This is a genomic window from uncultured Aquimarina sp. (assembly GCF_947492405.1).
Lineage (GTDB): Bacteria > Bacteroidota > Bacteroidia > Flavobacteriales > Flavobacteriaceae > Aquimarina.
Genome location: NZ_CANLMP010000004.1, coordinates 557,665 through 581,292 on the forward strand (window position 1 = coordinate 557,665; position 23,628 = coordinate 581,292).

The 23,628-nt window shown below is 33.2% G+C and carries 23 protein-coding genes; 8 read left to right on the forward strand and 15 right to left on the reverse strand.

Annotated features, from left to right (window positions below):
- Positions 1–2: 2 nt before the first annotated feature.
- Positions 3–830 (forward strand): alpha/beta fold hydrolase, encoded by an 828-nt coding sequence (locus Q0829_RS17040; protein WP_298545418.1) that lies wholly within the window; start codon positions 3–5, stop codon positions 828–830.
- Positions 831–894: 64 nt separating this feature from the next.
- Here the strand turns inward: Q0829_RS17040 and Q0829_RS17045 are convergent, their stop codons facing one another.
- Both Q0829_RS17045 and Q0829_RS17050 read right to left on the reverse strand, forming a co-directional pair.
- Positions 895–1,734: a pseudouridine synthase gene (locus tag Q0829_RS17045; RefSeq protein WP_298545422.1), complete on the reverse strand. Its 840-nt coding sequence runs from the start codon at positions 1,732–1,734 to the stop codon at positions 895–897.
- Between the two features lie 48 nt (positions 1,735–1,782).
- Positions 1,783–2,739 carry a carbon-nitrogen hydrolase family protein gene (locus Q0829_RS17050; RefSeq protein WP_298545426.1) on the reverse strand — a complete coding sequence of 319 codons (957 nt, stop codon included), beginning with the start codon at positions 2,737–2,739 and terminating at the stop codon, positions 1,783–1,785.
- A 453-nt stretch (positions 2,740–3,192) separates the two neighbouring features.
- On the opposite strand from Q0829_RS17050, the gene Q0829_RS17055 reads away from it, so the two are divergent.
- Positions 3,193–3,537 (forward strand): hypothetical protein, encoded by a 345-nt coding sequence (locus Q0829_RS17055; protein ID WP_298545428.1) that lies wholly within the window; start codon positions 3,193–3,195, stop codon positions 3,535–3,537.
- 78 nt (positions 3,538–3,615) lie between these two features.
- On the opposite strand, the gene Q0829_RS17060 is transcribed toward Q0829_RS17055, so the two are convergent.
- The 4 genes from Q0829_RS17060 to Q0829_RS17075 all read right to left on the reverse strand — a co-directional run bounded on the left by Q0829_RS17060 (position 3,616) and on the right by Q0829_RS17075 (position 7,848).
- Complete coding sequence (locus tag Q0829_RS17060) at positions 3,616–4,452, reverse strand: hypothetical protein (RefSeq protein WP_298545430.1); 837 nt, start codon at positions 4,450–4,452, stop codon at positions 3,616–3,618.
- A 403-nt stretch (positions 4,453–4,855) separates the two neighbouring features.
- Entirely contained in the window at positions 4,856–5,764 is a 909-nt protein-coding gene (locus tag Q0829_RS17065) for a geranylgeranylglycerol-phosphate geranylgeranyltransferase (RefSeq protein WP_298545432.1), read from the reverse strand.
- Between the two features lie 15 nt (positions 5,765–5,779).
- Positions 5,780–6,715 carry a mevalonate kinase gene (locus Q0829_RS17070; RefSeq protein WP_298545434.1) on the reverse strand — a complete coding sequence of 312 codons (936 nt, stop codon included), beginning with the start codon at positions 6,713–6,715 and terminating at the stop codon, positions 5,780–5,782.
- A gap of 47 nt (positions 6,716–6,762) precedes the next feature.
- Complete coding sequence (locus Q0829_RS17075; protein WP_298545436.1) at positions 6,763–7,848, reverse strand: diphosphomevalonate decarboxylase; 1,086 nt, start codon at positions 7,846–7,848, stop codon at positions 6,763–6,765.
- A gap of 98 nt (positions 7,849–7,946) precedes the next feature.
- On the opposite strand from Q0829_RS17075, the gene Q0829_RS17080 reads away from it, so the two are divergent.
- Positions 7,947–8,420, forward strand: coding sequence for a TspO/MBR family protein (locus Q0829_RS17080; RefSeq protein WP_298545438.1), 474 nt, complete (start codon positions 7,947–7,949; stop codon positions 8,418–8,420).
- A gap of 26 nt (positions 8,421–8,446) precedes the next feature.
- Complete coding sequence (locus Q0829_RS17085) at positions 8,447–9,004, forward strand: TetR/AcrR family transcriptional regulator (RefSeq protein WP_298545441.1); 558 nt, start codon at positions 8,447–8,449, stop codon at positions 9,002–9,004.
- Positions 9,005–9,100: 96 nt separating this feature from the next.
- On the opposite strand, the gene Q0829_RS17090 is transcribed toward Q0829_RS17085, so the two are convergent.
- The 6 genes from Q0829_RS17090 to Q0829_RS17115 form a co-directional block, all read right to left on the reverse strand.
- Positions 9,101–9,883: a hypothetical protein gene (locus Q0829_RS17090; protein ID WP_298545444.1), complete on the reverse strand. Its 783-nt coding sequence runs from the start codon at positions 9,881–9,883 to the stop codon at positions 9,101–9,103.
- Positions 9,884–9,957: 74 nt separating this feature from the next.
- A complete protein-coding gene (locus tag Q0829_RS17095; protein WP_298545447.1) occupies positions 9,958–10,515 on the reverse strand; it encodes a DUF1697 domain-containing protein in 558 nt (185 codons plus the stop codon).
- Positions 10,516–11,727 (reverse strand): NAD(P)/FAD-dependent oxidoreductase, encoded by a 1,212-nt coding sequence (locus Q0829_RS17100; protein WP_298545450.1) that lies wholly within the window; start codon positions 11,725–11,727, stop codon positions 10,516–10,518. It abuts the gene before it with no gap.
- Positions 11,727–12,404: a glycerophosphodiester phosphodiesterase family protein gene (locus Q0829_RS17105; protein ID WP_298545453.1), complete on the reverse strand. Its 678-nt coding sequence runs from the start codon at positions 12,402–12,404 to the stop codon at positions 11,727–11,729. The genes Q0829_RS17100 and Q0829_RS17105 overlap by 1 nt, the downstream gene beginning before the upstream one ends.
- 33 nt (positions 12,405–12,437) lie before the next feature.
- On the reverse strand, positions 12,438–13,001 hold the full coding sequence (locus Q0829_RS17110) for a DUF3575 domain-containing protein (RefSeq protein WP_298545456.1): 564 nt from the start codon (positions 12,999–13,001) through the stop codon (positions 12,438–12,440).
- A gap of 82 nt (positions 13,002–13,083) precedes the next feature.
- Complete coding sequence (locus Q0829_RS17115) at positions 13,084–14,262, reverse strand: acyl-CoA dehydrogenase family protein (protein WP_118460137.1); 1,179 nt, start codon at positions 14,260–14,262, stop codon at positions 13,084–13,086.
- A gap of 286 nt (positions 14,263–14,548) precedes the next feature.
- Between Q0829_RS17115 and Q0829_RS17120 the strand changes: the two genes are divergently transcribed.
- Together Q0829_RS17120 and Q0829_RS17125 are read left to right on the forward strand one after the other, a co-directional pair.
- Positions 14,549–14,977, forward strand: coding sequence for a hypothetical protein (locus tag Q0829_RS17120; protein WP_298545458.1), 429 nt, complete (start codon positions 14,549–14,551; stop codon positions 14,975–14,977).
- Positions 14,978–15,288: 311 nt separating this feature from the next.
- Positions 15,289–15,600, forward strand: a complete 312-nt coding sequence (locus Q0829_RS17125; RefSeq protein ID WP_298545460.1) for a hypothetical protein — start codon at positions 15,289–15,291, stop codon at positions 15,598–15,600.
- A 116-nt stretch (positions 15,601–15,716) separates the two neighbouring features.
- On the opposite strand, the gene Q0829_RS17130 is transcribed toward Q0829_RS17125, so the two are convergent.
- The 3 genes from Q0829_RS17130 to Q0829_RS17140 are packed head-to-tail and all read right to left on the reverse strand — an operon-like array spanning position 15,717 to position 17,506.
- Positions 15,717–16,430, reverse strand: a complete 714-nt coding sequence (locus tag Q0829_RS17130; RefSeq protein ID WP_298545463.1) for a methyltransferase — start codon at positions 16,428–16,430, stop codon at positions 15,717–15,719.
- A 3-nt stretch (positions 16,431–16,433) separates the two neighbouring features.
- Positions 16,434–16,958, reverse strand: coding sequence for a ribosome maturation factor RimM (rimM, locus tag Q0829_RS17135; RefSeq protein WP_298545466.1), 525 nt, complete (start codon positions 16,956–16,958; stop codon positions 16,434–16,436).
- A 14-nt stretch (positions 16,959–16,972) separates the two neighbouring features.
- Positions 16,973–17,506, reverse strand: coding sequence for a 30S ribosomal protein S16 (locus tag Q0829_RS17140; RefSeq protein WP_298545469.1), 534 nt, complete (start codon positions 17,504–17,506; stop codon positions 16,973–16,975).
- A gap of 361 nt (positions 17,507–17,867) precedes the next feature.
- Here Q0829_RS17140 and Q0829_RS17145 point away from each other — a divergent pair, with 361 nt between their 5' ends.
- Positions 17,868–18,752, forward strand: coding sequence for a DUF6252 family protein (locus Q0829_RS17145; protein WP_298545472.1), 885 nt, complete (start codon positions 17,868–17,870; stop codon positions 18,750–18,752).
- A gap of 234 nt (positions 18,753–18,986) precedes the next feature.
- Entirely contained in the window at positions 18,987–23,372 is a 4,386-nt protein-coding gene (gene dnaE / locus Q0829_RS17150; RefSeq protein ID WP_298545475.1) for a DNA polymerase III subunit alpha, read from the forward strand.
- Positions 23,373–23,628: the final 256 nt, after the last annotated feature.

The window sequence follows — 23,628 nt, forward strand, 5'->3', positions numbered from 1 at the left end:
TTTTGAAAATTAATTTCAGAAAAATAGGAAGACGATTATTACGATTTATAGTATTTATTATTGTTTTAATTCTTTGCGGATATATATTTCTATATATAAAACAAGAACGCTTCTTTTTTAACCCTAAAATATTACCAAAGGATTATACATATTCTTTTGATCAGCCCTTTGAAGAAGTTAATATTGCTGTAGAAGATGATGTGAATCTAAATGCTTTATTATTCAAAACTGATTCCATTAGTAAAGGTATAATCTTATACTTTCATGGTAATGCCGGAGCAATTCATGAATGGGGAGAGCGAGCATATTTATACACAGAAAATAGCTTTGATGTCTTATTTGTAGATTATAGAGGATATGGTAAAAGTGATAGCTTCTACGAGGAAGAATCTGAATTATATAATGACGCACAAAAAATATATGATTATGTGCTTACTCGTTATGAAGAAAAAGATGTTATTATATTAGGGTATTCAATAGGAACAGGATTTGCATCATATACTGCAGCAAAGAATAATCCTAAACTTCTTATTTTAGAAGCTCCGTATTATGCTTGGAACGAATTTATAGCTAATATCGCTCCTGTTCCGCAAGCATTAATCAATTATGAAATTCCATCCTACAAGTTTTTAGGAGAAGTCAAGTGCCCAATTCGTGTTTTTCATGGTTCTAAAGATTTTCTGATTAAGCCAGAGGAACATTCTAAACGATTAAAAAAACTATATCCCGATAAAATCGAACTTACACTCATTAAAGGTGCCGGGCATAATGGTATTTACCTTTCTAAGCAGTATTATGATGAGCTACAGGAATTGTTGAGTAGGTATTAAACAAAAGAAATGAGCAAGACTAATAATCTTGCTCATTTTTCTTTTTACTATTTATAAATATGTTTTACATCATCCTCAAATTAATAACTTCCTGTTCGGTAAGTATTCGCCAATGACCTCTGGGAAGATCTTTTTTAGTTAATCCTGCAAAAATAACTCTGTCTAATTTCACTACACCATAATTAAGGTGTTCAAAAAGTTTTGTTACAATTCCGTTTTTTGAAGACATCAATTGAATTCCAATTTCACTTTTAGCAGCCCCTTCTATATAAGAAATCTCATCCACCTGGATATAACCTTCCTCTAATTTGATCCCTTTTTCTATTTTCTGAAAATCTTCGAACTTAAGATTGCGATCTAACTCTACATGAAAGATTTTACGAACTCCTGTTTTATGATGCGTTAGTTTTTTTTCTAAATCTACATCGTTCGTAAACAAAAGTAATCCAGTTGTATTACGTTCTAACCTACCTACAGGTTTTAGTCGTGCTCTAGAAGCATTAGCTACTAAATCCATTACTGTTCTGGTTTTCTCTGGGCTAGTAGAGGTTACAAAACCTTTAGGTTTATTAAGCAATACATATTCTTTTTTCTCTGGAGTTATAAGACGTCCATCGAATTTAACCTCATCAGTAAGCTTTACTTTATAACCCATTTCGGTAATAGGCTTCCCGTTTACCCAAACACTACCCGTCTTAATATACAGATCTGCATCTCTTCTGGAGCAAACTCCAGAATTAGCCACAAATTTATTTAATCGAATTTCATCAGAATTCGAAATCTTCTTTGGTGAGTTATTTGCTTTTTTTACAGGAGCATTACCTCTAGTATATGATTTCTTTTTTGGATTTCCTCCTTGTCTTCCACTTCCTTTTCCTCTATTGGAATTGTCTCCACGACTCATATCTTACATTTTTTGCAAAGATAGCTGTTTAGTTGTTAGAAATAACAACTATTCTTCACCAAACCAAACAGTACTTTGACGTTCTCTATTCACACTCAATTGTGTAACATCTGGTCTAGAATAGTGCCCGACTGGGTCAAAATTCTGACGTTCTTGTAATACGCGATTAAAATCCAGGGTTTCTATTAACAACCCCTCTTTATTTAGTACAGGTTCTAAAATCCACTCTCCGTCCGGTCCTGCAATACATGAGCCTCCATTACCTAAAACATCAGGAGATTTTTTCAGAATTTTGTCTAAATGTGGTGTAGTCAAAGGAAAATCTTCTTTGCGCATTAAACTTGAAACTGAAATTACATAAGACCTAGATTCTCTAGCTATAAAACGAGTAATGTCTTTGGTATTATAATCACTTCCTGGCCAAACAGCAACATGTAAATTTTCTCCTTGTCCATATAGCGCAACTCTTGGTAATGGCATCCAGTTTTCCCAACAATTTAAACCTCCTACAGTAAACGCTTTGAGCGAATGTACACGAAGTCCATTTCCATCTCCAGGTGCCCAAGTCAATCGTTCCTCGTATGTTGGTTGCAACTTACGATGTACAGATTGAATATCTCCTTGTTGATCTATATATACTAATGAAGCATATAAACTATGACCTCCTCTATCTAGTGGTCGTTCTATGATACCTAAATAAACTGCTATTTTGTGCTCTTTTGCTAAACTACAAATTGTATCCAGATCACCTTGTTCTATTACTACCGAGTTCTGAGCATAATGGGCATGGATTTCCTTCTGGATGGTATTATCAAATTGAGCACCGTCTGTTAGCGAAACCCAAAACGGATATCCTGGTAATAAGGTCTCTCCAAACACAACAAGTTCAGCATTTTTAGAAGCAGCTTCGGTAATTGATTTCTTTATTTTTTCTATAGTGGCTGCTTTATCCAACCATACTGGAGATATCTGTGCCAAAGCAACAGTAAGTAATTGATCTTTCATAAAGAATCTGCTATTTTATCGTTTATAAATTCAGGTTTGCTATTAAGATTCACAAAGTTTAAGGATTTAGTTAACGAATAATTAACATTTAAAAAATTGACTTTCAACTACTTAAATTCAAACATTGACATTACGGTTAAACCCTTTGATAACGTTAAGTTAACATTAGCGTAGCTGCAAAAATTTAATTATTCGCACTTCAATAACATCAAGGTTTAAGAATTTAATACCAAAAAAATCAATACACCTTCATACTCCTAAAGTAAACTTATAAAAAGTATATATTATTCAAAGTTCAATTTATGTTAAAACCCATGCTTTTTTACATAATCGTAAACTTAGGAACACATTCTAATAAAATGTAAACTCAAAAAAAGCTATTCATTGAATCTACATTTGTCTTGTAAAATTAAGACAAACAATATCTTAAAACTCAAATCAAAAACACGTAAAATGAAAAAATTAATCGTATTAGTAGTAGCCGTTTTAGTATCAACTCAAGTTTTTGCAAATGACAAAAACACAAAAGAAACAAACAAGGAAAAATTAAGAAGTGAAATCGCTGTTTTATTAGAAAAGCCGCAGATTAAATTAGAACGTAACGAAATTAACGCTAGTATAGAGTTTATCTTAAATGCTAAAGGTGAAATTGTAATCTTAAGTGTTGATTCGGACAAAGAGGCAATAGATGACTATGTAAAAACCAGATTAAACTACAAAAAAGTAGATGCTGATATCACTAGAACAGGAAACAAAGTATTCAAATTAAAATTAAAAGTATTGAATCCTGAAGCTTAAACTTCTTTAGTAAAATCTATAATTCAAAAGAGCGCTTTTAATAAAAGCGCTCTTTCTTTTTTTTATTCGTATTGTAGCTTATTTCTTTACATATTTATTCCCGCTTGTTATAGCGCAAGGTTGAAATCCATAAGTAGCATCAGGAGCAATCAATTGCCAAAAAACAGTATCTCCCGGGTTTAAGTTTTGATATGCAAAAGAGGTCCCTATTGATCCCGAAGTATTTGGATTTGCCCTTCCATTAATAGAATAAAACCAGAAAACATAATCTGCACTAGGATTCGTTGTTAGATCATAACAAGAATTGCTAAGATCAGCAGTTAATTCATATACGGATAACGGTGTAAATGATTTTACATATAAGTCACCATCAATTGTTACTGTAGTATAAGGCATCACAGGAGATGAAAAATACTGTTTATTTACCTCATCCATTACCTCCTTAATTGTTGGATTTTGATTACTTAATTGTACTGTGTATGCCGGAGTAGAAATGGCATAAGGACCTCCATAATTTTGATCCACAAAATCATTCCCTTTACAAGTAAAATCTACGGGGCCATTAGACCCGGAAGGAAGATTGTAAACTACTGAGAATGGATATAATGCCGTTGCATTTTCGGACTGCGGATCAGTTAATACATCTTGTACCATTTTTGATCCTACATTATGTAGTACATTTTGTAAAAGTCGCAAAGATCTCCTATATGACCCCAAATGACGACTTACAGTATATCCATTGGCAGAATTATTACTTAAATGCGCTATAGTTCTTCGTAAAACTGCACGTTCTGCTTTAGTAATCCCGTGAATTCCTTCCGCTTCGGTTATAGGATCTACTAAAAAAGTTTTTAACGCATCATCATCTGATAATAGATGAGATACGTAATTTAATAATTTCGAATTTGATTTCATTTTTAAATAAGTTTTAAGGTTATAAATGATATTTAATTAAAGAAAATAAACCTTGTATTTATCTTCTATAATTTCCCTAAAACTACCCTAAAAAGAAAACATCTTATATAGGGGAAAATACCCTTATTTTAAAATAAATATTATAACACATATAATGAAACGAATAAGAAACATTTCAGTGATTTACAGAACGATATTTTAATCCGTTTTATGCATAAGAAAACCTACTACAAATGTCTCTTTTTGCGTGATGGATTGTAATGAAAATCCTGCAGCCTGAGCCTTTTTCTGGCGAAGTACGAGGAATTGTAACAGAAAGCCAGACCCTTGTGGTCACGCCCACATCATTATTGTGCAAAGTTTATCCTGAATTCGTACGATATATGATAGATCTCTATGAATTTCACCAAAATATCCTATCTAAAATCATATTTACATCGATTAATACGATACTAAACACACCAGATACAATAATCAGTTTAAGAATATTATGCAACCAAACGTAATGCGTTCTTTTGTTTGATTTCCATAGAGCAATCAGAAATAATAACAACAATGCTAAGCATATATAAAAATAAAGGTACATAAAGCCTATTTCATATCTTGTTAATAGCAAATAAATAGGAAAGCAAGAAGCAAGTACAAGTAAACTAATCAACCTTTTAGAAGTCATCTCTCCATATATAATAGGAATAGTTTTGTAATTTTGAGCTACATCACCTCTAAGGTTTCCCAGATCTTTAACCATTTCTCTCATTACCAACATCAGGAATAAAAAGGTAGCGTGAACAAAAACAACTTCATCAAAATTCTTATAGTAGATAAATACAGCAAAAAACGGTGTTATTGATAATGTCGAAGCTACAAAATTTCCTAAAAAAGGCATTTTTTTAAGTTTATGGGAATAGAACCATATCCCGAAAACGTACAAGGAGAAAAACATAACTGCTCTAAACGAAACATAACTAGCAAGTATTACCGAAAGAAAGTTAAGCACAAAGTACCCGGTTAATTTGGTTCGCTGACTTACTAAACGATCTAGCATAGTTTTCTGAGGTCTATTTATAAGATCTTTTTCTCGGTCATAAAAGTTATTGATAATGTATCCTGCAGCTATTACTCCAGCAGATGCTAATACAATGACAAACAAATTAGTATCAAAAAGAACATTTCTTAATGGTATATGGGGAGCAAGAATAAATACAGAAGTGAGGTATTGCGCCAAGACAATTACAAGAATATTATAACCTCTAACAATAGAAAATAGACTCAATAACTTTAGAAGAATGAGTTTATTTTTTCTGGAAAGCATCCTAATATGTACCTATTAAAAGTTGTAAACCACCTCTAATTTATAATCTTTAAGAGCAGATTGAGCTTTATCTAAGTCTTGAGTAAATCCTAGAATATAACCTCCACCACCAGAACCACATAATTTAAGATAGTAGTCGTTAGTTTCAATTCCATTTTTCCATAATGCATGGAATTGTTTAGGAATCATAGGCTTAAAATTATCTAAAACAACATTAGATAATTGTTTGATGTTTGAGAATAATGATTTGATATCTCCTTGAAGAAAATCATCAACACAAGCATCTGTATGTTTTACAAACTGGTTTTTAAGCATTGTACGGAAACCTTCTTGTTTCATATTTTCCATAAAGATACTGACCATAGGAGCAGTTTCTCCAACAATTCCACTGTCCAATAAAAACACAGCTCCTTTTTTATTATCAACACTTTGTGAAGGAATTCCTGCTGGCTCTATATTATCTTTAGAATTAATAAGGATCGGAAGACTCAAATAACTATTCAAAGGATCTAAACCTGAGCTACTACCATGGAAAAATGATTCCATTAACCCAAAAATCTCTTTAAGTTTCAGGAGTTTATCACGAGTAAGGTTTTCTAAAACCGTAATTTTATCATCTGCATACTTATCATAAATCGCGGCCACTAGTGCCCCGCTACTACCTACTCCATATCCTTGAGGAATACTACTATCGAAATACATTCCAGACTCAACATCTTCTTTCAATCTCTGTAGATCGAATTTCACAACACCTTTATTCTGAATTGTCTCTAAGTAGTTTGTAAAATCACATAAACTTTTGTTGGATTTAACAGCTTGCTCATCTGGATTATCGGTTACCTTCAAAGCTCCTTTGAAGAAATTGTAAGGAATAGAGAGTCCTTTAGAATCTTTAATTATTCCGTATTCGCCGAACAAAAGTATTTTCGAGTAAAATAGTGGTCCCTTCATCAGTTTGCTTTCCTTATATCCAATTTGTCTAACTAATTAGGATAAAGTTACAACAATTTAGCACCTAATCCTATTTTGTCGCAAATATACTGCCCTTTCTGACAATATACAACTAACTCACTCTTAATGAAATTCATCACTTCCTCTCTCTCAGAATCTGGATACAATACGTGTACATTTGCTCCAGCATCTAATGTAAAACAAATCTTAGATCCCGTTTCTTTTCGATATTCCCAAATTTTGTTAATTACGGACAATGTATTTGGTTTCATTAATATAAAGTAGGGCAGAGAAGTCATCATCATCGCATGTAGCGTTAATGCTTCACTTTCGACCACTTCAATAAATCCATCTAAATCTCCTGACATCAAAATATCTTTTAATCTTATGATATTTTTATTTGCCTGCATAAATCGTTCTGATGAAAAAGGATGACCATGCATTAAATCATGGCCAACAGAACTGCTCACCTGTTTCTCACCCTTGTCTACAAGAAGAATGGTATCCTGATAATTAGTAAAGTTTGGATGTACATCATATGGAAATCTAATTGCATATGCATCGCTGCTTTTTGGAACTTCGTTATGCTTTCCCCATACAGTTATAGGTCCTTCTATACTCCTACTGGCACTTCCTGATCCTAATCTAGACAAAAAAGAAGTTTTTTGTATACATTCCTCATCAGTCATCGACGGATTTATTTGTTTATCTAATTGCATCAAACAATACGCTAAGGCACTCATACCGCTCGCAGAAGAAGCTATTCCACTACTATGAGGAAAAGTATTACTCGTATCTATAATAAATTTATAATGCTTTAAGAAAGGGACATATTCAGAAATTCTTTGAAAAAAACTTTGGATTTTTGGCTTAAAATCCGGTTTTGGCTTACCTTCAAAAAGAAGTTCAAACTGAAAATCTTCAGAAGCGTTCTCTAACTTTTCATACTTCAATGTAGTCTCTGTTTTACAAACATCCAGAGTAAAACTTATCGAGGGGTTTTCCGGTAACTGCACTGGTCGCTTTCCCCAATATTTAACTAAAGCTATATTACTAGGTGACGAACAAGAAATAGATCCTTTATCCAGTTTTACTGAAGATATTTTAGAGACAAATTGGCTATAATTGCCCATAATGCAAAATTATTTTGGCAAAGATAAGCTGTTAAGTGGTTTTAAGAGTAAGCTAGTAAAAATAAATTGTTATTTTAGTATTTAACTAACTAATCCTAATGAAAAAAAAGTTACTACGCATAGGTGTTGCTGTATTATTATGCCTGTTAATAGGCTTTTTAGGCAATATTGCTACTCAAACATCCATTAGCACCTGGTATGTAGCTTTAGAAAAACCATCTTTTACTCCTCCTAATTGGATTTTTGGTCCTGTATGGACAATCCTTTATATCTTGATGGGAATTGCAGCAGGAATTGTTTGGAGTAAAGGTTTTTATCATAAATGGGTAAAAACTGCGTTATATCATTTTGGGTTTCAACTTTTACTCAATGCTGCGTGGTCCATTTTTTTCTTTGGAATGCGCAATCCATTGATTGCACTTGTGGATATACTTGCCCTGTTTATCCTGTTATTGTTTACAATCAAGTGGTTTAAAGTTGTAAACTCTACAGCCGCTTACCTACTTATCCCTTACTTGATTTGGGTTGCTTTTGCAACTGCATTAAATTTTAGTATATGGCAACTTAACTAAACCAAGAATGAAGGAATAAAATTTTTATGAACAAAAAGTCAATCGTCTTACAGACAACTTTAGAATTAATTACAAAACAAGGAATACAGGCAACTTCTCTTTCGCAAATTATTAAAGAATCTGGTGTTGCTAATGGAACTGTATATCATCATTTTAAGAATAAAGAAGAAATTATCACAGAGCTTTATTTAATGCTTACTCAAGATTTTGGAACTGTTGTGATGCGTAACATCCCTGAAGATGATATAAAAAAGCAGTTTTCAATTATGTGGCTGAATTTATTTCATTATTTCGTGAACAATCCTCTTGCTTTTGTTTTTTCAGAACAAATAGCCCGATCACCAGAGATTCCTCAATCCTTAAAAGATAAGGCAAGACAATATTATGGTGATATCGAGAATTATTTTAAAACTGGTATCCGCCAAAAAGTTTTTAAATCATATAATTCTATGGTGATGGAAGAATTATTTTTTGGTAACGTGGTATCCATTGTAAAAATTCACGAAAATGAAAAAGTAAAACTACTAGATAAACACATTAATCAAGCTATAGAAATCTCTTGGAAGGGATTCTTAAGAGATTGATTTTTCGTTGATCTTTAAAATTTAAATATCTCCTGTCGAATAATTATTGGACAGGAGATATTGATTACTAGTTTTTTAAAAAATATGGATAACAGTTTAGTTGAATACCACATTAATACACGAATCCTTATACAAATTCTTAACGGCTGCTTGTATCGCTAGTTTTGGATCTTTTGTCTTACCAACAGATTTTCCTTTATAATACAAACTTCCATTTCCTTTCCAGGAAAACTCTTCACTATGAGATTTTATAAGCCTAACTCCATCTTTCCTTGTAATCTGAAAAGACTCTAATTTTTGATCATACTCCAATCCTGCAGGAAAATAGACCTCAGTAACAAACTTAGTATCTCCATTTCCATACATGTAGCAAACACATTCTCCGATATCTTTAGCTTCAGAAACTCTTACCATATTGTTTTGTACTATTCGCCATCTTTCATCAACCTGAATGCCAACCATATCCATCAACATAGTTCCCTTTTCAGCAAGTTTTTTATTAATAAATGATTCAAAACTAACCACAGCCGAGATGATTCCAGCATTTTCTTTCTGACTCTGAAAAACAATTTTATCCAAAGTGAGTTTAAAACTATAATTATCATCATTTATAATATCATCTAATTGCGAAGAAATATTTTTCTTATCATAGTTTTTCCTAACTAAAGCACCTGATAAATTAACATAAACAGTATTACCGCTATATTTTTCATCAAATAAATACAAAACATCGTTTTTTTTAGCCCCTCTTTCTAGATCGTTAATTTTATTAATATAATCCATCAATAGCTTTTTAATAGGCTCTTCTATGCTAGCATGAGCAACAAAAGTGCTATTGCAAATGAAAATAATAATAAGTGCTAGTGTAATTTTTTTCATAGTTAATAAGGTAATGGTTAAACCTTTTTAAGATACAAAATTTTACACAGATTTCCGAGAAGTATTAAAACAACTTAATTTTTTAAAAAACTTAATTCCAATAACTTACTCAATGTCCTGAGGTTTCTAGTGGTAGTTTTGCATTTTAGTTTTTTTTCAAAAAAGTTGTTATGAAGTTTTGTTTTTCCATAACCATTAGCAGCAAATAAGTAAATTACATTTTTAGTAATCATAAATTCTTCAGGGTCAAATGATACTTTAGAAAGTTCTTCTACAGCAAAAGGATCAGGCTCATCACACAGGAGCATGAAATACATTTTTTTATCATCAATATTACCGTTTTCCAGTCTTTTTGTATAAGGGTTTTTATTAAGAATTCCACTAAGAGTATCTTGAGTAATTATTAATACAGGGACATCAAAATCAAAACGTTTCTTGATGGCATTCTGAATTTTAGCCTCTAACACATCTATATTTTCCGAAGCATCTCTAAAGACAACATTCCCACTTTGGATATATGTTACTACAGCGCTAAACCCTAAGTTTTCCAGCATCTCTTTCAGATCAGCCATCTTTATCTTTTTATGGCCACCTACATTAATTCCACGAAGTAAAGCGATATATGTATTCATTTATTTTGATATAATAGCCTGAGCAGCAATATAACCACCTGTCCACGCATTCTGAAAATTAAACCCTCCGGTTATAGCGTCTATATTTAATACCTCTCCAGCAAAATACAAATTCTTATGTTTTTTACTTTCAAAAGTTTTAAAGTTAATCTCTTTCAGATCAATTCCTCCCGCAGTAACAAATTCTTCCTTAAATGTACTTTTCCCATTTACCTTAAAAACACCTTTAGTCAATTCTTCAGAAAGCCTGCTTAGTTGAGATTTATTGGTATCTGCCCATCTAGTTGCACTCTCAATACCCGAAGCGTCAACTAAACTTCGCCAAAGTCTTTTAGGCAGTTCAAATTGGGCATATTTAGACACTTGTTGTTTTGGGTTTTTATTTTTTAGCACTTTGAGCATCTCCAATGCTTCTTCTTGAGAATAATCCTGCATCCAATTAACAATGATTTCAAAATTATATTGATTTGAATTTAATTCTATTGCTCCCCAAGCAGAAAGTTTAAGAATCGCCGGGCCACTCATCCCCCAATGAGTAATAAGCAACGGGCCCCCACTGGATAATTTAGAATTCCTTACCTGAACGGAAGCATTCGTTGCTATTCCCGGTAAACCTTTAATTCTATTATCTTTTATATTAAAAGTAAATAATGATGGAACTGCATCGATGGTTTGATGATCTAAAGAATTAAGTTTTGTCCAAATTTTAGGATTACTTCCTGTAGCGATCATCAGTTTTGCCGTTTCAAAACTACCTTGACTAGTACTTACTTTCCAGATTCCCTTTTCCTGATAAAAATCTTTTACGGAATGATTCTTCAGAATCTCGATATCTAGGCGTTTAGTTTCTGATAAAAAACAATCGATAATCGTTTGCGAAGAATCGGAAACCGGAAAGATTCTTCCGTCATCTTCTATTTTCAATTCCACACCACGATGATCGAACCATTCCATAGTATCCCCTGTCATAAAAGTATGAAAAGGCCCTTTTAGTTCTTTCTCTCCTCTTGGGTAGTTCTTAGTTAAAGCATCAGGAATAAACTCTGCGTGTGTCACATTGCATCGTCCTCCTCCAGAAATCCGAACTTTGGACAGCACTTCTTTTCCTCTTTCGAGAATAGCTATTTTTAGACTTGGATCTTTTTCTGCTACATTAATTGCAGTAAAAAAACCAGCTGCTCCGCCACCAATTACTAAGAGATCATATTGCATTAAGCAAAATTAGGAAAATCTGTAATGATACCATCGACCTTCCAGATTTTTGATGATTCTATCTTAGATGGATCATTTACAGTCCAGGTATACACTTTATAACCTTTATCATTAGCCAACGTGACTTCTTCTTTTTGTAAAGAATAAATCGGTGGATGTACAGAAAATGCTTCTAACGTTTCCGTTACTTTTAATATTGAAGGGATATTTTTTTCCGTTAACACTCCTAATTTAAATGCAGAAGTTCTAGATTTTATTTGAAATAACTGAGAATGATCAAAACTAGATAAGATAAAATGATCATAATCCCATTTTGAATCTTTGATCCTTTTTTCCAGAAGCTCTACTACAGGAACAGCAGTGCCAATTCCTTTTAGTTCTATATTAAGAGTACATGTTGCATTCACAAAATCCAGTACCTCATCAAGCGTTGGAATCCTATATCCTTCTCTAGTTCTACATTTTTTTAATTCTTGTAAAGTGAATTCTGAAACCTTTCCTTTACTATTAGTTGTTCTCTGTAATGTTTCATCATGGATGACTACTAGTTCTCCTGATTTACATTTATGAACGTCGATTTCTATTCCGTCTACATTATATTTTAAAGCTTCGGCTATAGATTCTAATGTGTTTTCGGCAACCAATCCGGCTGCTCCACGATGTCCAAATATTTTCATATATCTAAATATTTTTAATCCCTTATAAATTAATCAGAAAGCATATCCAATAGTGAATGACAAGATAGGTAATATTACGTTATCCGTACGAGTTTGTCCATAACCTATACCTCCTTCAAAACCTATATGAAGCCAATCGAAGTATGTTCGTTGTATTCCATATGCTAATCCAATCACAGACAGATCACTTTCGTCTGTAAAAAGATCCTCTTCATTACCTTCCAGATTCTCAAGAAAACTCTCTGTAAAATAATAAGTCCCTTTTAGAGCTATAAAATTACCACTGTTTTTGGAAATATTCTTACCTTTTTCTTCTCTTCGTTTCAAGTTGTAATAGTATCGGTATTGTCCATCAACTATAGGAAGAATCGCAAAATTAGTTTCTACATTTCCGTTAAAATCTTCGCTTGATCCAATACCCCACAAAAAACCTGCATTTAATAATATAGTAGAACTTTTAGTAACACCAAACTCAACTTCTGCTCCTGGAGCTAAAAAATTTATTCGAAATTGTACTGGTTCTACCTTTGCCACATCTTGAGCAAAAGATGAACACATACATAAAACACACACGATAATAAAAACTACTTTTTTCATTGATTGATTTTTTTAAAGCGGCAAATATCCATAAAAAAACGTCTTAGAAAAACTAAGACGTCATTATTTTAAAGATTCAATCTTATTTAAAAGCAGCAATTCCTGTAATATCCATTCCTGTAATCAAAAGATGAATATCGTGTGTTCCTTCATAGGTAATTACACTTTCCAGATTCATCATATGCCTCATAATACTATATTCTCCAGTAATTCCCATTCCCCCAAGAATTTGTCTAGCTTCTCTGGCAATTTTTATCGCCATATCTACATTATTACGTTTTGCCATAGAGATTTGTGCTGTAGTAGCCTTTCCTTCTTCTCTTAAAACTCCTAATCGCCAAGCAAGTAATTGTGCTTTGGTAATTTCAGTAATCATTTCTGCTAGTTTCTTTTGCTGAAGCTGCGTTCCTCCAATAGGTTTATCAAATTGAATTCGTTCTTTAGAGTAGCGTAACGCTGTATCATAACAATCCATAGCTGCTCCAATAGCACCCCAAGCAATTCCAAAACGAGCAGAATCTAAACATCCTAAAGGAGCTCCTAATCCACTTTTTCCTGGCAATAGATTTTCTTTAGGTACTTTCACATTATCAAAAATAAGTTCTCCCGTTGCGGAAGCACGAAGTGACCATTTATTATGAGTTTCTGGTGTAGAGAAACCTTCCATACCTCGCTCTACGACAAGCCCATGGATCCTTCCTTCTTCATTTTTTGCCCAAACCACTGCTATATCAGCAAAAGGAGCGTTGGATATCCATAACTTAGCTCCATTAAGCAAATAATGATCACCCTTATCCTTAAAATTAGTAGTCATACCACCTGGGTTTGATCCATGATCTGGCTCAGTTAGACCAAAACATCCCATAAACTCTCCTGACGCTAACTTAGGAAGGTATTTATTTCGTTGTTCTTCTGTACCGTATTTCCAAATTGGATACATAACCAACGAGGATTGTACTGAAGCTGTAGAACGAACTCCGGAATCTCCTCTTTCTATTTCCTGCATAATCAATCCGTAACTAATCTGATCTAATCCTGCTCCTCCATACTTCTCCGGAATATAGGGTCCAAATGCACCTATTTCTGCTAATCCCTTAATAATTTGATTTGGAAACTCTGCACGTTGAGCATATTCTTCTATAATTGGAGATACATCTCGTTTTACCCAACTACGAGCAGCGTCACGTACTAACTTATGCTCATCCGTTAAAAGTTCATCTAAATTATAATAATCGGGTGCTTCAAAAAGATCGGGTTTCATAGTGATATGCAATTAATTTTTATGATATTTTCAAAAATAGTGAGATTAATTAAAAAATAATCAAAAAACACATTCGATTATTTCTTATTACTAGAAAAAGTGTCAACTAATGTTTTAAGCTTCACAAACAAAACAAATTTGACTTTTATCTTTATTGATCGTAGTTATCCAGCATAAATTCAGAATTATATACTTAATCACATAATTCAGTGCGAAGGATGAAAAATATAGAATAATTTACGCAACTAAACACAATTTTCTATATCTATAAATAAAAGGTAATATTATGAAACATACTATTTTCATTATTCTAATTGTATCGTTTGGATTTTTGTCCTGCAATAACGATGACGAAAACATAAACCCAAGTAGTTGTGAATTCGAAACCTTAATTAGTTCAGAACAGTTTATCGACGCACCTAGTGATCAACTAACAATAAACAACTTAGTAATAAATGATAATTGTTTGACAATTAATTTCGGTTCGAGTGGTTGCAGTGGTGATACCTGGGAGTTAAAGCTAATCGACTCTAATGTCATATTAGAATCTGATCCACCACAAAGAAACTTAAGGCTATCCTTAAAAAACGAAGAGCTATGTGATGCATTTATTACGCAAGAGTTATCTTTTGACATCTCTAACCTAAAGGTAGAAGGAAATCAAGTTGTGCTAAATGTCTCTAATTCTGATGATAGCATTCTTTATGAATATTAAATAAAATCTGCATGGAGAATTTAGATAATATCATACTTAGTTAAATAAGAAAATGTAAGATCGTCTTCAATATCTTCAAATTAAGTTTAATCCTCTTTTTATGATACTCTATAAGGCATCTAATTGTGTACAAATTCCGCATTCTACATCTGATTTCCACACATTTTAGATACCCTTAACATTATTAATATTTTGTTTAAAAAATTGATTTTCAAATAGTTAAGTGTATTTGTTCTGCCAAAAACCCTATGGCATAATTATTCCTTTTATTTAAACAACGAAATAAAGAATAATTAAAACCTAAGAACAAAATGAAAAATTTATTTGTATTGCCAGTAGTAGCTTTTGGACTTTTATTAGGAACACAAAGTATTAGTGCACAAGAGACGTCTTCTGATGAAACTATAGAAGTTACTGCTCAGGAAAAATATATTGAATTAGCTGTTGAAAACTTACCACAACCTATACTTGATGCTGTAGCAAAAGATTTTGCTGGAGCGACTATTAGTAAAGCTGCAGCTAAAGAAGATGCGTCTGAGTTTAAATTAGAACTTACCAAAGAAGACGGAGAAACAGTAGAAGTTCATTGTGATGCCGATGGAAATTGGGTCGCTAAAGACTAAGTACTGCAAAAATCTTAAGAGTGTTAATTTATAGAAATATAAATTAGACTTCGTAGAGTGATTGAATTTGGAGAAAAGGAGCATTGTAGTAATGCTCCTTTTTTTATTAGCTCTTCTTACATCTTAAGGTAAAACTCCTTGGTCAATTCGATATACTCTTTAGTATATTGATGCCTGGCTTTTTCTATAATCAGTTCTTCGGGTTCAAAATCAAATTGATCAAATCCGAATAACATCATACTCCTTTTAACTACGGAAGAAGGGTTTCCTTTAACCCTGGTAATTTTTTGAGGATGTAACCCTACTTGTTTTGCTATATCTATGACATTCTTTTCTTCTTTGTAAGGAAGTATAACCGCAAATTTTCCTTTTTCTGATAGTAAGTGAGAAACTCCTACGAAAAGATGTTCAAAAGGTAGCGCATCTTCAAACCTAGCTGCATCACGACTCTTGTCAGTTGTTTTATAATCATCTGTATAAAACGGAGGATTACTAATTAATAAGTCATACTCATCATCTATCTCCTGAAAAAACTCCTGAAAAGAAGCGTGGTAGCAAAACAATCGATCTCCCCAATCCGAGGATTCAAAATTTTCCACGGCTTGCTCATATGCATCATCGTCAATTTCTATAGCATCTATAGTTTCTACATAAGATCGCTGAGCCATCATTAATGCGATAACCCCAGTTCCTGTACCTATATCTAAGATTGAATTTACATCATCAGATACTGGAACCCAAGACCCCAGTAAAACACCATCGGTACCTATCTTCATAGCACAACGGTCCTGATGTATTGTAAACTGCTTAAACTGGAATGGTTTAGACATGTACTAAAGGTAAAGATCTATCAATCCTTCTGGAGTATTTACAAAAACGGTATTATTCTCTCTATCTACTTTATCGATAAATTCGTCATTCATTGGTATTAAAATCTCAATACCATTACGATCAATCTCGAAAAGTGCCTGAGCTGTACTATCATTGATACTCTTAATAACACCTACTTCTCCAAAAGTACTGTCTATAATTTTAAAACCTATCACTTCGTGAAAATAAAATTTATCTCCTTCAAGTTTAGGTAAAAGATCCATTGGCAGATATATTTCTGCTTTCATCAGATCATCCGCATCTTCTTCTGAATCTACATCTTCAAATTTCACGCGAAGCAAATCACTTTTATGAAGTGAACTTTTTTCAATAAAAAATGGAACCAAGTTTTTATTATAATTAATAAAAACTGATTCCATTTTCACATAACTTTCAGGTTCGTCAGTGTCAAGTTTTATCAACACCTCGCCCTTAAAACTAAATTTGCTTACGATTTTGCCTAGATAGAAGCAATCTTCTTTCTTCATCGTCAGTAATGCAACTATTCTTCCTCGTTGCTAGCTTCTTCAGTTGCTTCTGCTTCTGTAGCATTAGCCGCAGCTTCTTCTGCTTTGGCAGCAGCTTCTGCTTCTGCAGCATCAGCTTCACGCTTAGCATTTACTTCTTTTTCTGCAGCAAGTGCTTTTGCTTTAGCATCAGCCTCTGCTTTAGCTAAAGAATCTTTCTTAGCATCTACAGATCCTTCTTTTTCCTGTACCCAAGCATTGAATTTTTCCTCAGCTTGTTCTTCAGTTAAAGCTCCTTTTCTTACACCTCCGGCAAGGTGATTTTTTAGCATCGCTCCTTTATAAGAAAGGATAGCTCTAGCAGTATCAGTAGGCTGCGCTCCATTTTGTAACCATTTTACAGCACCATCTACATTTAAATCTATAGTTGCTGGGTTAGTGTTTGGATTGTACGTACCGATTTTTTCTAAAAATCTACCATCTCTTTTTGCTCTAGCATCCGCTGCTACGATCCAGTAAAAAGGTTTTCCTTTTTTACCGTGTCTCTGTAATCTTATTTTAACAGACATATGAATTAATTTTTGGGTACTCGACCCCGATTATAATTAAGTGCGCAAATGTAATCATTTTTAGCAAATTAGAGCTAAAATGATTTGCTTTAATTATCTATTATAAAATCTTTAAAGATTGACATCCTAAAACGAAGTAGTAATCTATGAAATTTAACCACATGAAAACAAGTGTAAAAACTTACTTTAAATGAGTGTAAATTCATTTTTTGTGTATTTCATCGATGTTTTTAATCATTAATCGTCAAAAAATGTGTTTTTTATCAGAAAAAAATTGTTTTCTTAAGATTTTCATTATATGTTTGTACACGAACATTTGATTATGGTTTTTCCATAATTAGATTTTTAAAGCCCCAAGCGTATGATTAAAAAAATTACCCCACTACTGGCAGTAATCTGCTTAATTTTTAATTCTTGCACAGATGATGTGGAATTTAACACACCAGGATTACAAGCTACAATCGACGGAAAATTATTTAGACCTGATATCAGAAAAGCAATTATTCATGATGATGGCACATTAGTAATTGTTGGAAATACCGGCACAGAATCAATAAACTTTACAACATCCTCTACTAATATCGGAACCTATAGGTTAGAACAACAAGCTATTAATAAAGTTAGTTTTGAAGATGATGATGTAAAATTCATCTCGGAAGATGGAGTAAGTAACGGACAGATAGTTATTACAGAAATTTATAATAATAGTGTTTCCGGTAATTTCTATTTTGAAGACTTAAAAGGTAGTAACGGAAAATCGATGAGCTTCAAAAATGGATGGTTTTACAGACTACCTATAGAGAATTTTGTTCCTGAACCAGAAGAGGAAGAAGAAGTAGAAGAAGAAATTATCATAAACGTTGAAGAAGAAGATCCTTTGATAAACCCATGTCTTCTTAATGCATCTCTTATTGCTAAAATAAATGGTATCCAAATGGTCACAGATGATCACGATGCAATTCCATTTGGAGTAAACAATCCTTCTATTTTTATCAAAGCAAGTAATGAAGATGAAGAAATAGAAATTGTTTTTCCAATAGATGTTACTGTGGGAACACATTCTCTAACAGGATCTGGAGATTATAGCGCTACTTATAGCCTATACAATGATAAAGCATCTGCAATAACTGGAACACTTACTATTACATCACATGACACTGAATCCAAATGTATTGATGGTAGTTTTGAATTTACCACAACAAGTGGAATAGTTGTCACAGAAGGATTATTCGAATACGGATATTAATCACAACTCAACTATAATTCGAAAAGCGTTCACTAATATGATTGGTGAACGCTTTTTATTTTTTCACAAATTCAAACAACACTTCTCTTGCATTACTTTTTTCATTTATTAAAAGAGTCCAATATCTGATAGTTGATAAATTGGAATAACTTTTAATCAATCAGCTTATCATTTTAGTTATTTTTGGAGATCACTTCCTCTGGAAGATTAAACTTTCTCGAAACTGATTTTTTTATGTATTTAATTTTTGATACCGAAACAACAGGTTTACCTAAACGTTGGGATGCTCCAATAAGTGACACCGATAACTGGCCAAGATGTATACAAATAGCTTGGCAGTTACATGATGAAATGGGTAACTGTATCGAACATCAGGATTATTTAGTAAAACCAGAAGGATTCAATATTCCTTATGACGCTGAAAAAATTCATGGAATTTCTACCGAGTTAGCAGATCAAGATGGTATTACATTAGCAGAAGTTTTAGAAAAATTCAACATTGCTTTGTCTAAAACCAAATTTGTTGTAGGTCAGAACGTAGGGTTTGATGTCAACATTATGGGATCTGAGTTCTATAGACTTGGTATTGAAAACCAATTACAAGAATTACCCGTACTTGATACCTGTACAGAAACCACTGCTAGTTTATGTCAGATTCCTGGAGGTCGTGGAGGAAAATTTAAACTTCCTACATTAACAGAGCTACACGAATTTCTTTTTGGAACTGCATTTGGAGAAGCACATAATGCCACTGCAGATGTAGAAGCTACTACTCGATGTTTTTTAGAATTAATCCGTAAACAAGTTTTTACACAGGAAGAACTGGACGTTCAACCAGATTATTTCCAAAACTTTAAAGAAATCAATCCAGCGCCTATTCAGCTAATAGGCCTAAAACATATAAACCTAAAAAAAGCCTCACAAAAAATTCAGGAGGCTTTAGATCAACAAGGCGGCTCTGATATTTCTCAACAAGAGATTAAAGATAATATTGCAGCTCTTGATGCCGTTAACTTCGTACATCTTCATAATCATACTCAGTTTTCAGTATTGCAATCTACTACCAGTATTCCTGATTTGGTAAAAGAAACAGCTAAACATAAAATGACAGCTGTTGCCATGACCGATCATGCGAATATGATGGGGGCTTTTCATTTCGTATCAGCTGTTATGAATCATAACAAAAGTGTAAAAGCAGCTAACGAAGAAGCTCTAGAAAATGGAGAAGAACCTACAGGAGTGGAGATAAAACCTATTGTAGGCTGTGAATTTTTTGTTTGCGAAAACCATAAAGACAAATCCAGAAAAGATAACGGTTATCAAATCGTATTACTTGCAAAAAACAAAAATGGATATCATAATCTAGCAAAAATGTCTTCCACTGGTTTTGTTGATGGGTTCTACTACCTTCCTAGAATTGATAAAGAGGTTATTAAACAATATAAAGAAGACATTATAGTCCTTACTGGAAATCTTTATGGAGAAGTTCCAAGTAAAATACTAAATATAGGAGAAAAACAAGCCGAAGAAGCATTGCTTTGGTGGCATCAAGAGTTTGGCGATGATCTGTATATAGAAATCATGCGTCACAATCAAGAAGATGAAAATCGCGTAAATCAGGTTTTAATTAATCTCTCTAAAAAACACAATATTAAAACCATCGCTTCTAATAACACCTATTATTGTGAGAAAGAAGACGCCAACGCTCATGACATTCTCCTATGCGTAAAAGATGGAGAAAAACAAGCTACACCAATAGGTCGCGGAAGAGGATATCGATATGGGTTGCCTAACCAAGAATATTATTTTAAGTCTTCTGAAGAGATGAAAAATCTCTTCAAAGATCTTCCAGAAGCGATTATTAACATACAAGAGGTTGTTGATAAAATAGAACCTTTTGTACTTGCCAGAGATGTACTATTACCAGCTTTTGATATTCCTGAAGAATTTCAATCAGAAGAAGATAAAGTTGATGGAGGGAAAAGAGGAGAAAATGCGTATCTAAGACATATTACGTATGAAGGTGCAAAAATAAGGTATGGAGAAATTACTCCTTCTATTGATGAACGACTAGATTTTGAATTAAAAGTAATTGAAAAAACCGGATATCCAGGATACTTCTTGATTGTAGAAGATTTTATACGTGCAGCAAGAGACATGGGAGTTTCAGTAGGTCCTGGACGTGGATCCGCAGCAGGATCTGCAGTTGCCTATTGTTTATGGATTACTAATCTTGACCCCATAAAGTATGATCTACTTTTTGAGAGATTCTTAAATCCGGATCGTGTGAGTATGCCCGATATTGATATTGATTTTGATGATGAGGGACGTGGACGTGTAATGGATTACGTAATTGAAAAATATGGAGCAAATCAGGTAGCACAGATTATTACCTATGGTACGATGGCAGCAAAATCTTCTATACGAGATACTGCTCGTGTACTGGATCTTCCTCTTGGAGATGCTGATAGAATTGCCAAGCTGATCCCTAATATGTCCAAATTAGGTAAAATATTTGGTGTTGAAGAAGCGGTACTTAAGAAAAAATTCAGAAGTGATGAATTAGAAAAAGTAAACGAACTACTTAATATAGCCGAAGGAAGTGATCTGGAAGCAGAAACACTAAATCAAGCAAGAATATTAGAAGGCTCTGTTAGAAATACCGGAATTCACGCTTGTGGTGTGATTATAACACCTGATGATATTACCAAATTCGTTCCTGTTGCTTTAGCCAAGGACTCGGATATGTATTGTACACAATTTGACAACTCTGTTGTAGAAGATGCAGGACTACTAAAAATGGATTTCCTAGGGTTAAAGACATTAACCTTAATCAAAGACACTGTAAAAATTGTAAAAGCTAAACACAATGTAGATCTTGATCCAGAGAATTTCCCATTGGATGATGAGGAAACCTATGCATTGTTCCAAAGAGGAGAAACTGTTGGAGTCTTCCAATATGAATCTCCCGGGATGCAAAAATACATGAAGGAACTAAAGCCTACTGTTTTTGCAGATCTTATCGCAATGAACGCTTTGTATCGCCCAGGTCCTTTAGAATATATTCCTAGTTTTATTAATAGAAAACATGGTACTGAAGAAATTATTTATGATCTCGAAGCTTGTGAAGAATATCTAAAGGAGACTTATGGAATCACGGTATATCAGGAGCAAGTAATGTTATTATCTCAGAAACTTGCAGATTTCACTAAAGGTGAAGCCGATGTACTCCGTAAAGCAATGGGTAAAAAACAAAAGGCTGTTCTTGATAAGATGAAACCTAAATTCATTGAACAAGCAGCTGCCAAAGGTCACGCTGAAGAAAGTCTGGAAAAAATCTGGAAAGATTGGGAAGCTTTTGCTGCCTACGCTTTCAATAAATCTCACTCAACTTGCTATGCCTGGATAGCTTATCAGACTGCATACCTAAAAGCGCATTATCCAGCAGAATATATGGCTGCTGTGCTTTCTAATAATATGAATGATATCAAACAGGTTACTTTCTTTATGGAAGAATGTAAACGTATGAAATTAGACGTATTAGGTCCTGATGTTAACGAATCCTACAGAAAATTCTCTGTAAACAAGGATGGTGCAGTTCGATTTGGAATGGGAGCTATCAAAGGTGTTGGAACAGGAGCTGTTGCCACTATCGTAGAAAACAGAAAGGAAGATGGACACTATAAATCTATTTTTGATATGGCAAAACGTATTGATTTACGTGCCGCTAACAAAAAAGCATTTGAAAGTTTAGCACTAGCTGGCGGTTTTGATTCTTTTGCCGAAACACATAGAGGTCAATATTTTCATCAAGATGGAGATGGGGTTACATTCCTTGAAAAAGCGATGAAATATGGATCAAAATATCAGGAAAATGAAAATTCATCTCAGGTAAGTTTGTTTGGAGAAGCTAGTGATGTGCAGATTCCTGAACCCGTAGTTCCTCCTTGCGAAGAATGGGGAACTATGGAAAAACTGGCTAGAGAAAAAGAAGTAGTAGGTATTTACCTTTCTGGTCATCCATTGGATGATTTTAAATATGAAATGAAATATTTCTGCAATGGATCACTTCTTAATTTTGCCGACTTAGAAAACAATCTAAATCGAGAAATCTCATTTGGAGGTGTCATCACTGGTGTAGAGCACCGTACCTCTAAAAATGGAAAAGGTTGGGCCACTTTTAGCATAGAAGATTATAATACCGCTCACGAATTTAGAATTTTTGGAGAAGACTACCTAAAACATAGACCTTTCTTGGTACAAAGCACATTTGTATACGCCAAAGCCTTTATAAAAGAAGGATGGGTAAATAGAGATACCGGCAAAAAAGGTGACCCAAGAATACAGTTCAATAGTTTTCAATTACTACACGATGTGATGGAAACCTACGCTAGAAAATTAACTATTCAGTTAGATATCAATGACCTTTCTGATAAGAGAATTGATGGGCTTAAAGAACTATTAACAGAACATTCTGGAAATCACACCTTAAACTTTGTAATATTTGAAATGGCTGAAAAATTAAAATTACATATGCCTAGTAGAAAACAAAAAGTCAATATTTCTCAAGAACTGTTAATGGCTCTGGAAAATGATTCTGTATATTATAAATTGAATTAAAATTTTAAATTAATTTCTGGAACAAAGTTCAGCATTACTAGATTTTCTATAACATATAGATTCTTCAATTCGTCCCTATAAAAAAAACAAAAGCATCCACTTTACATGTTAGTTATCTAACATTTGTAAAATTTTCACACACTCTTAAAAAGTGAAAAAACATGATAATTATTTGTTAAAAATATAGGCTTTCAAAACTATTTTTTCATTCAGAAAAACATGCAATTATCTGTTTATCAATCGTTTATTCAATTAA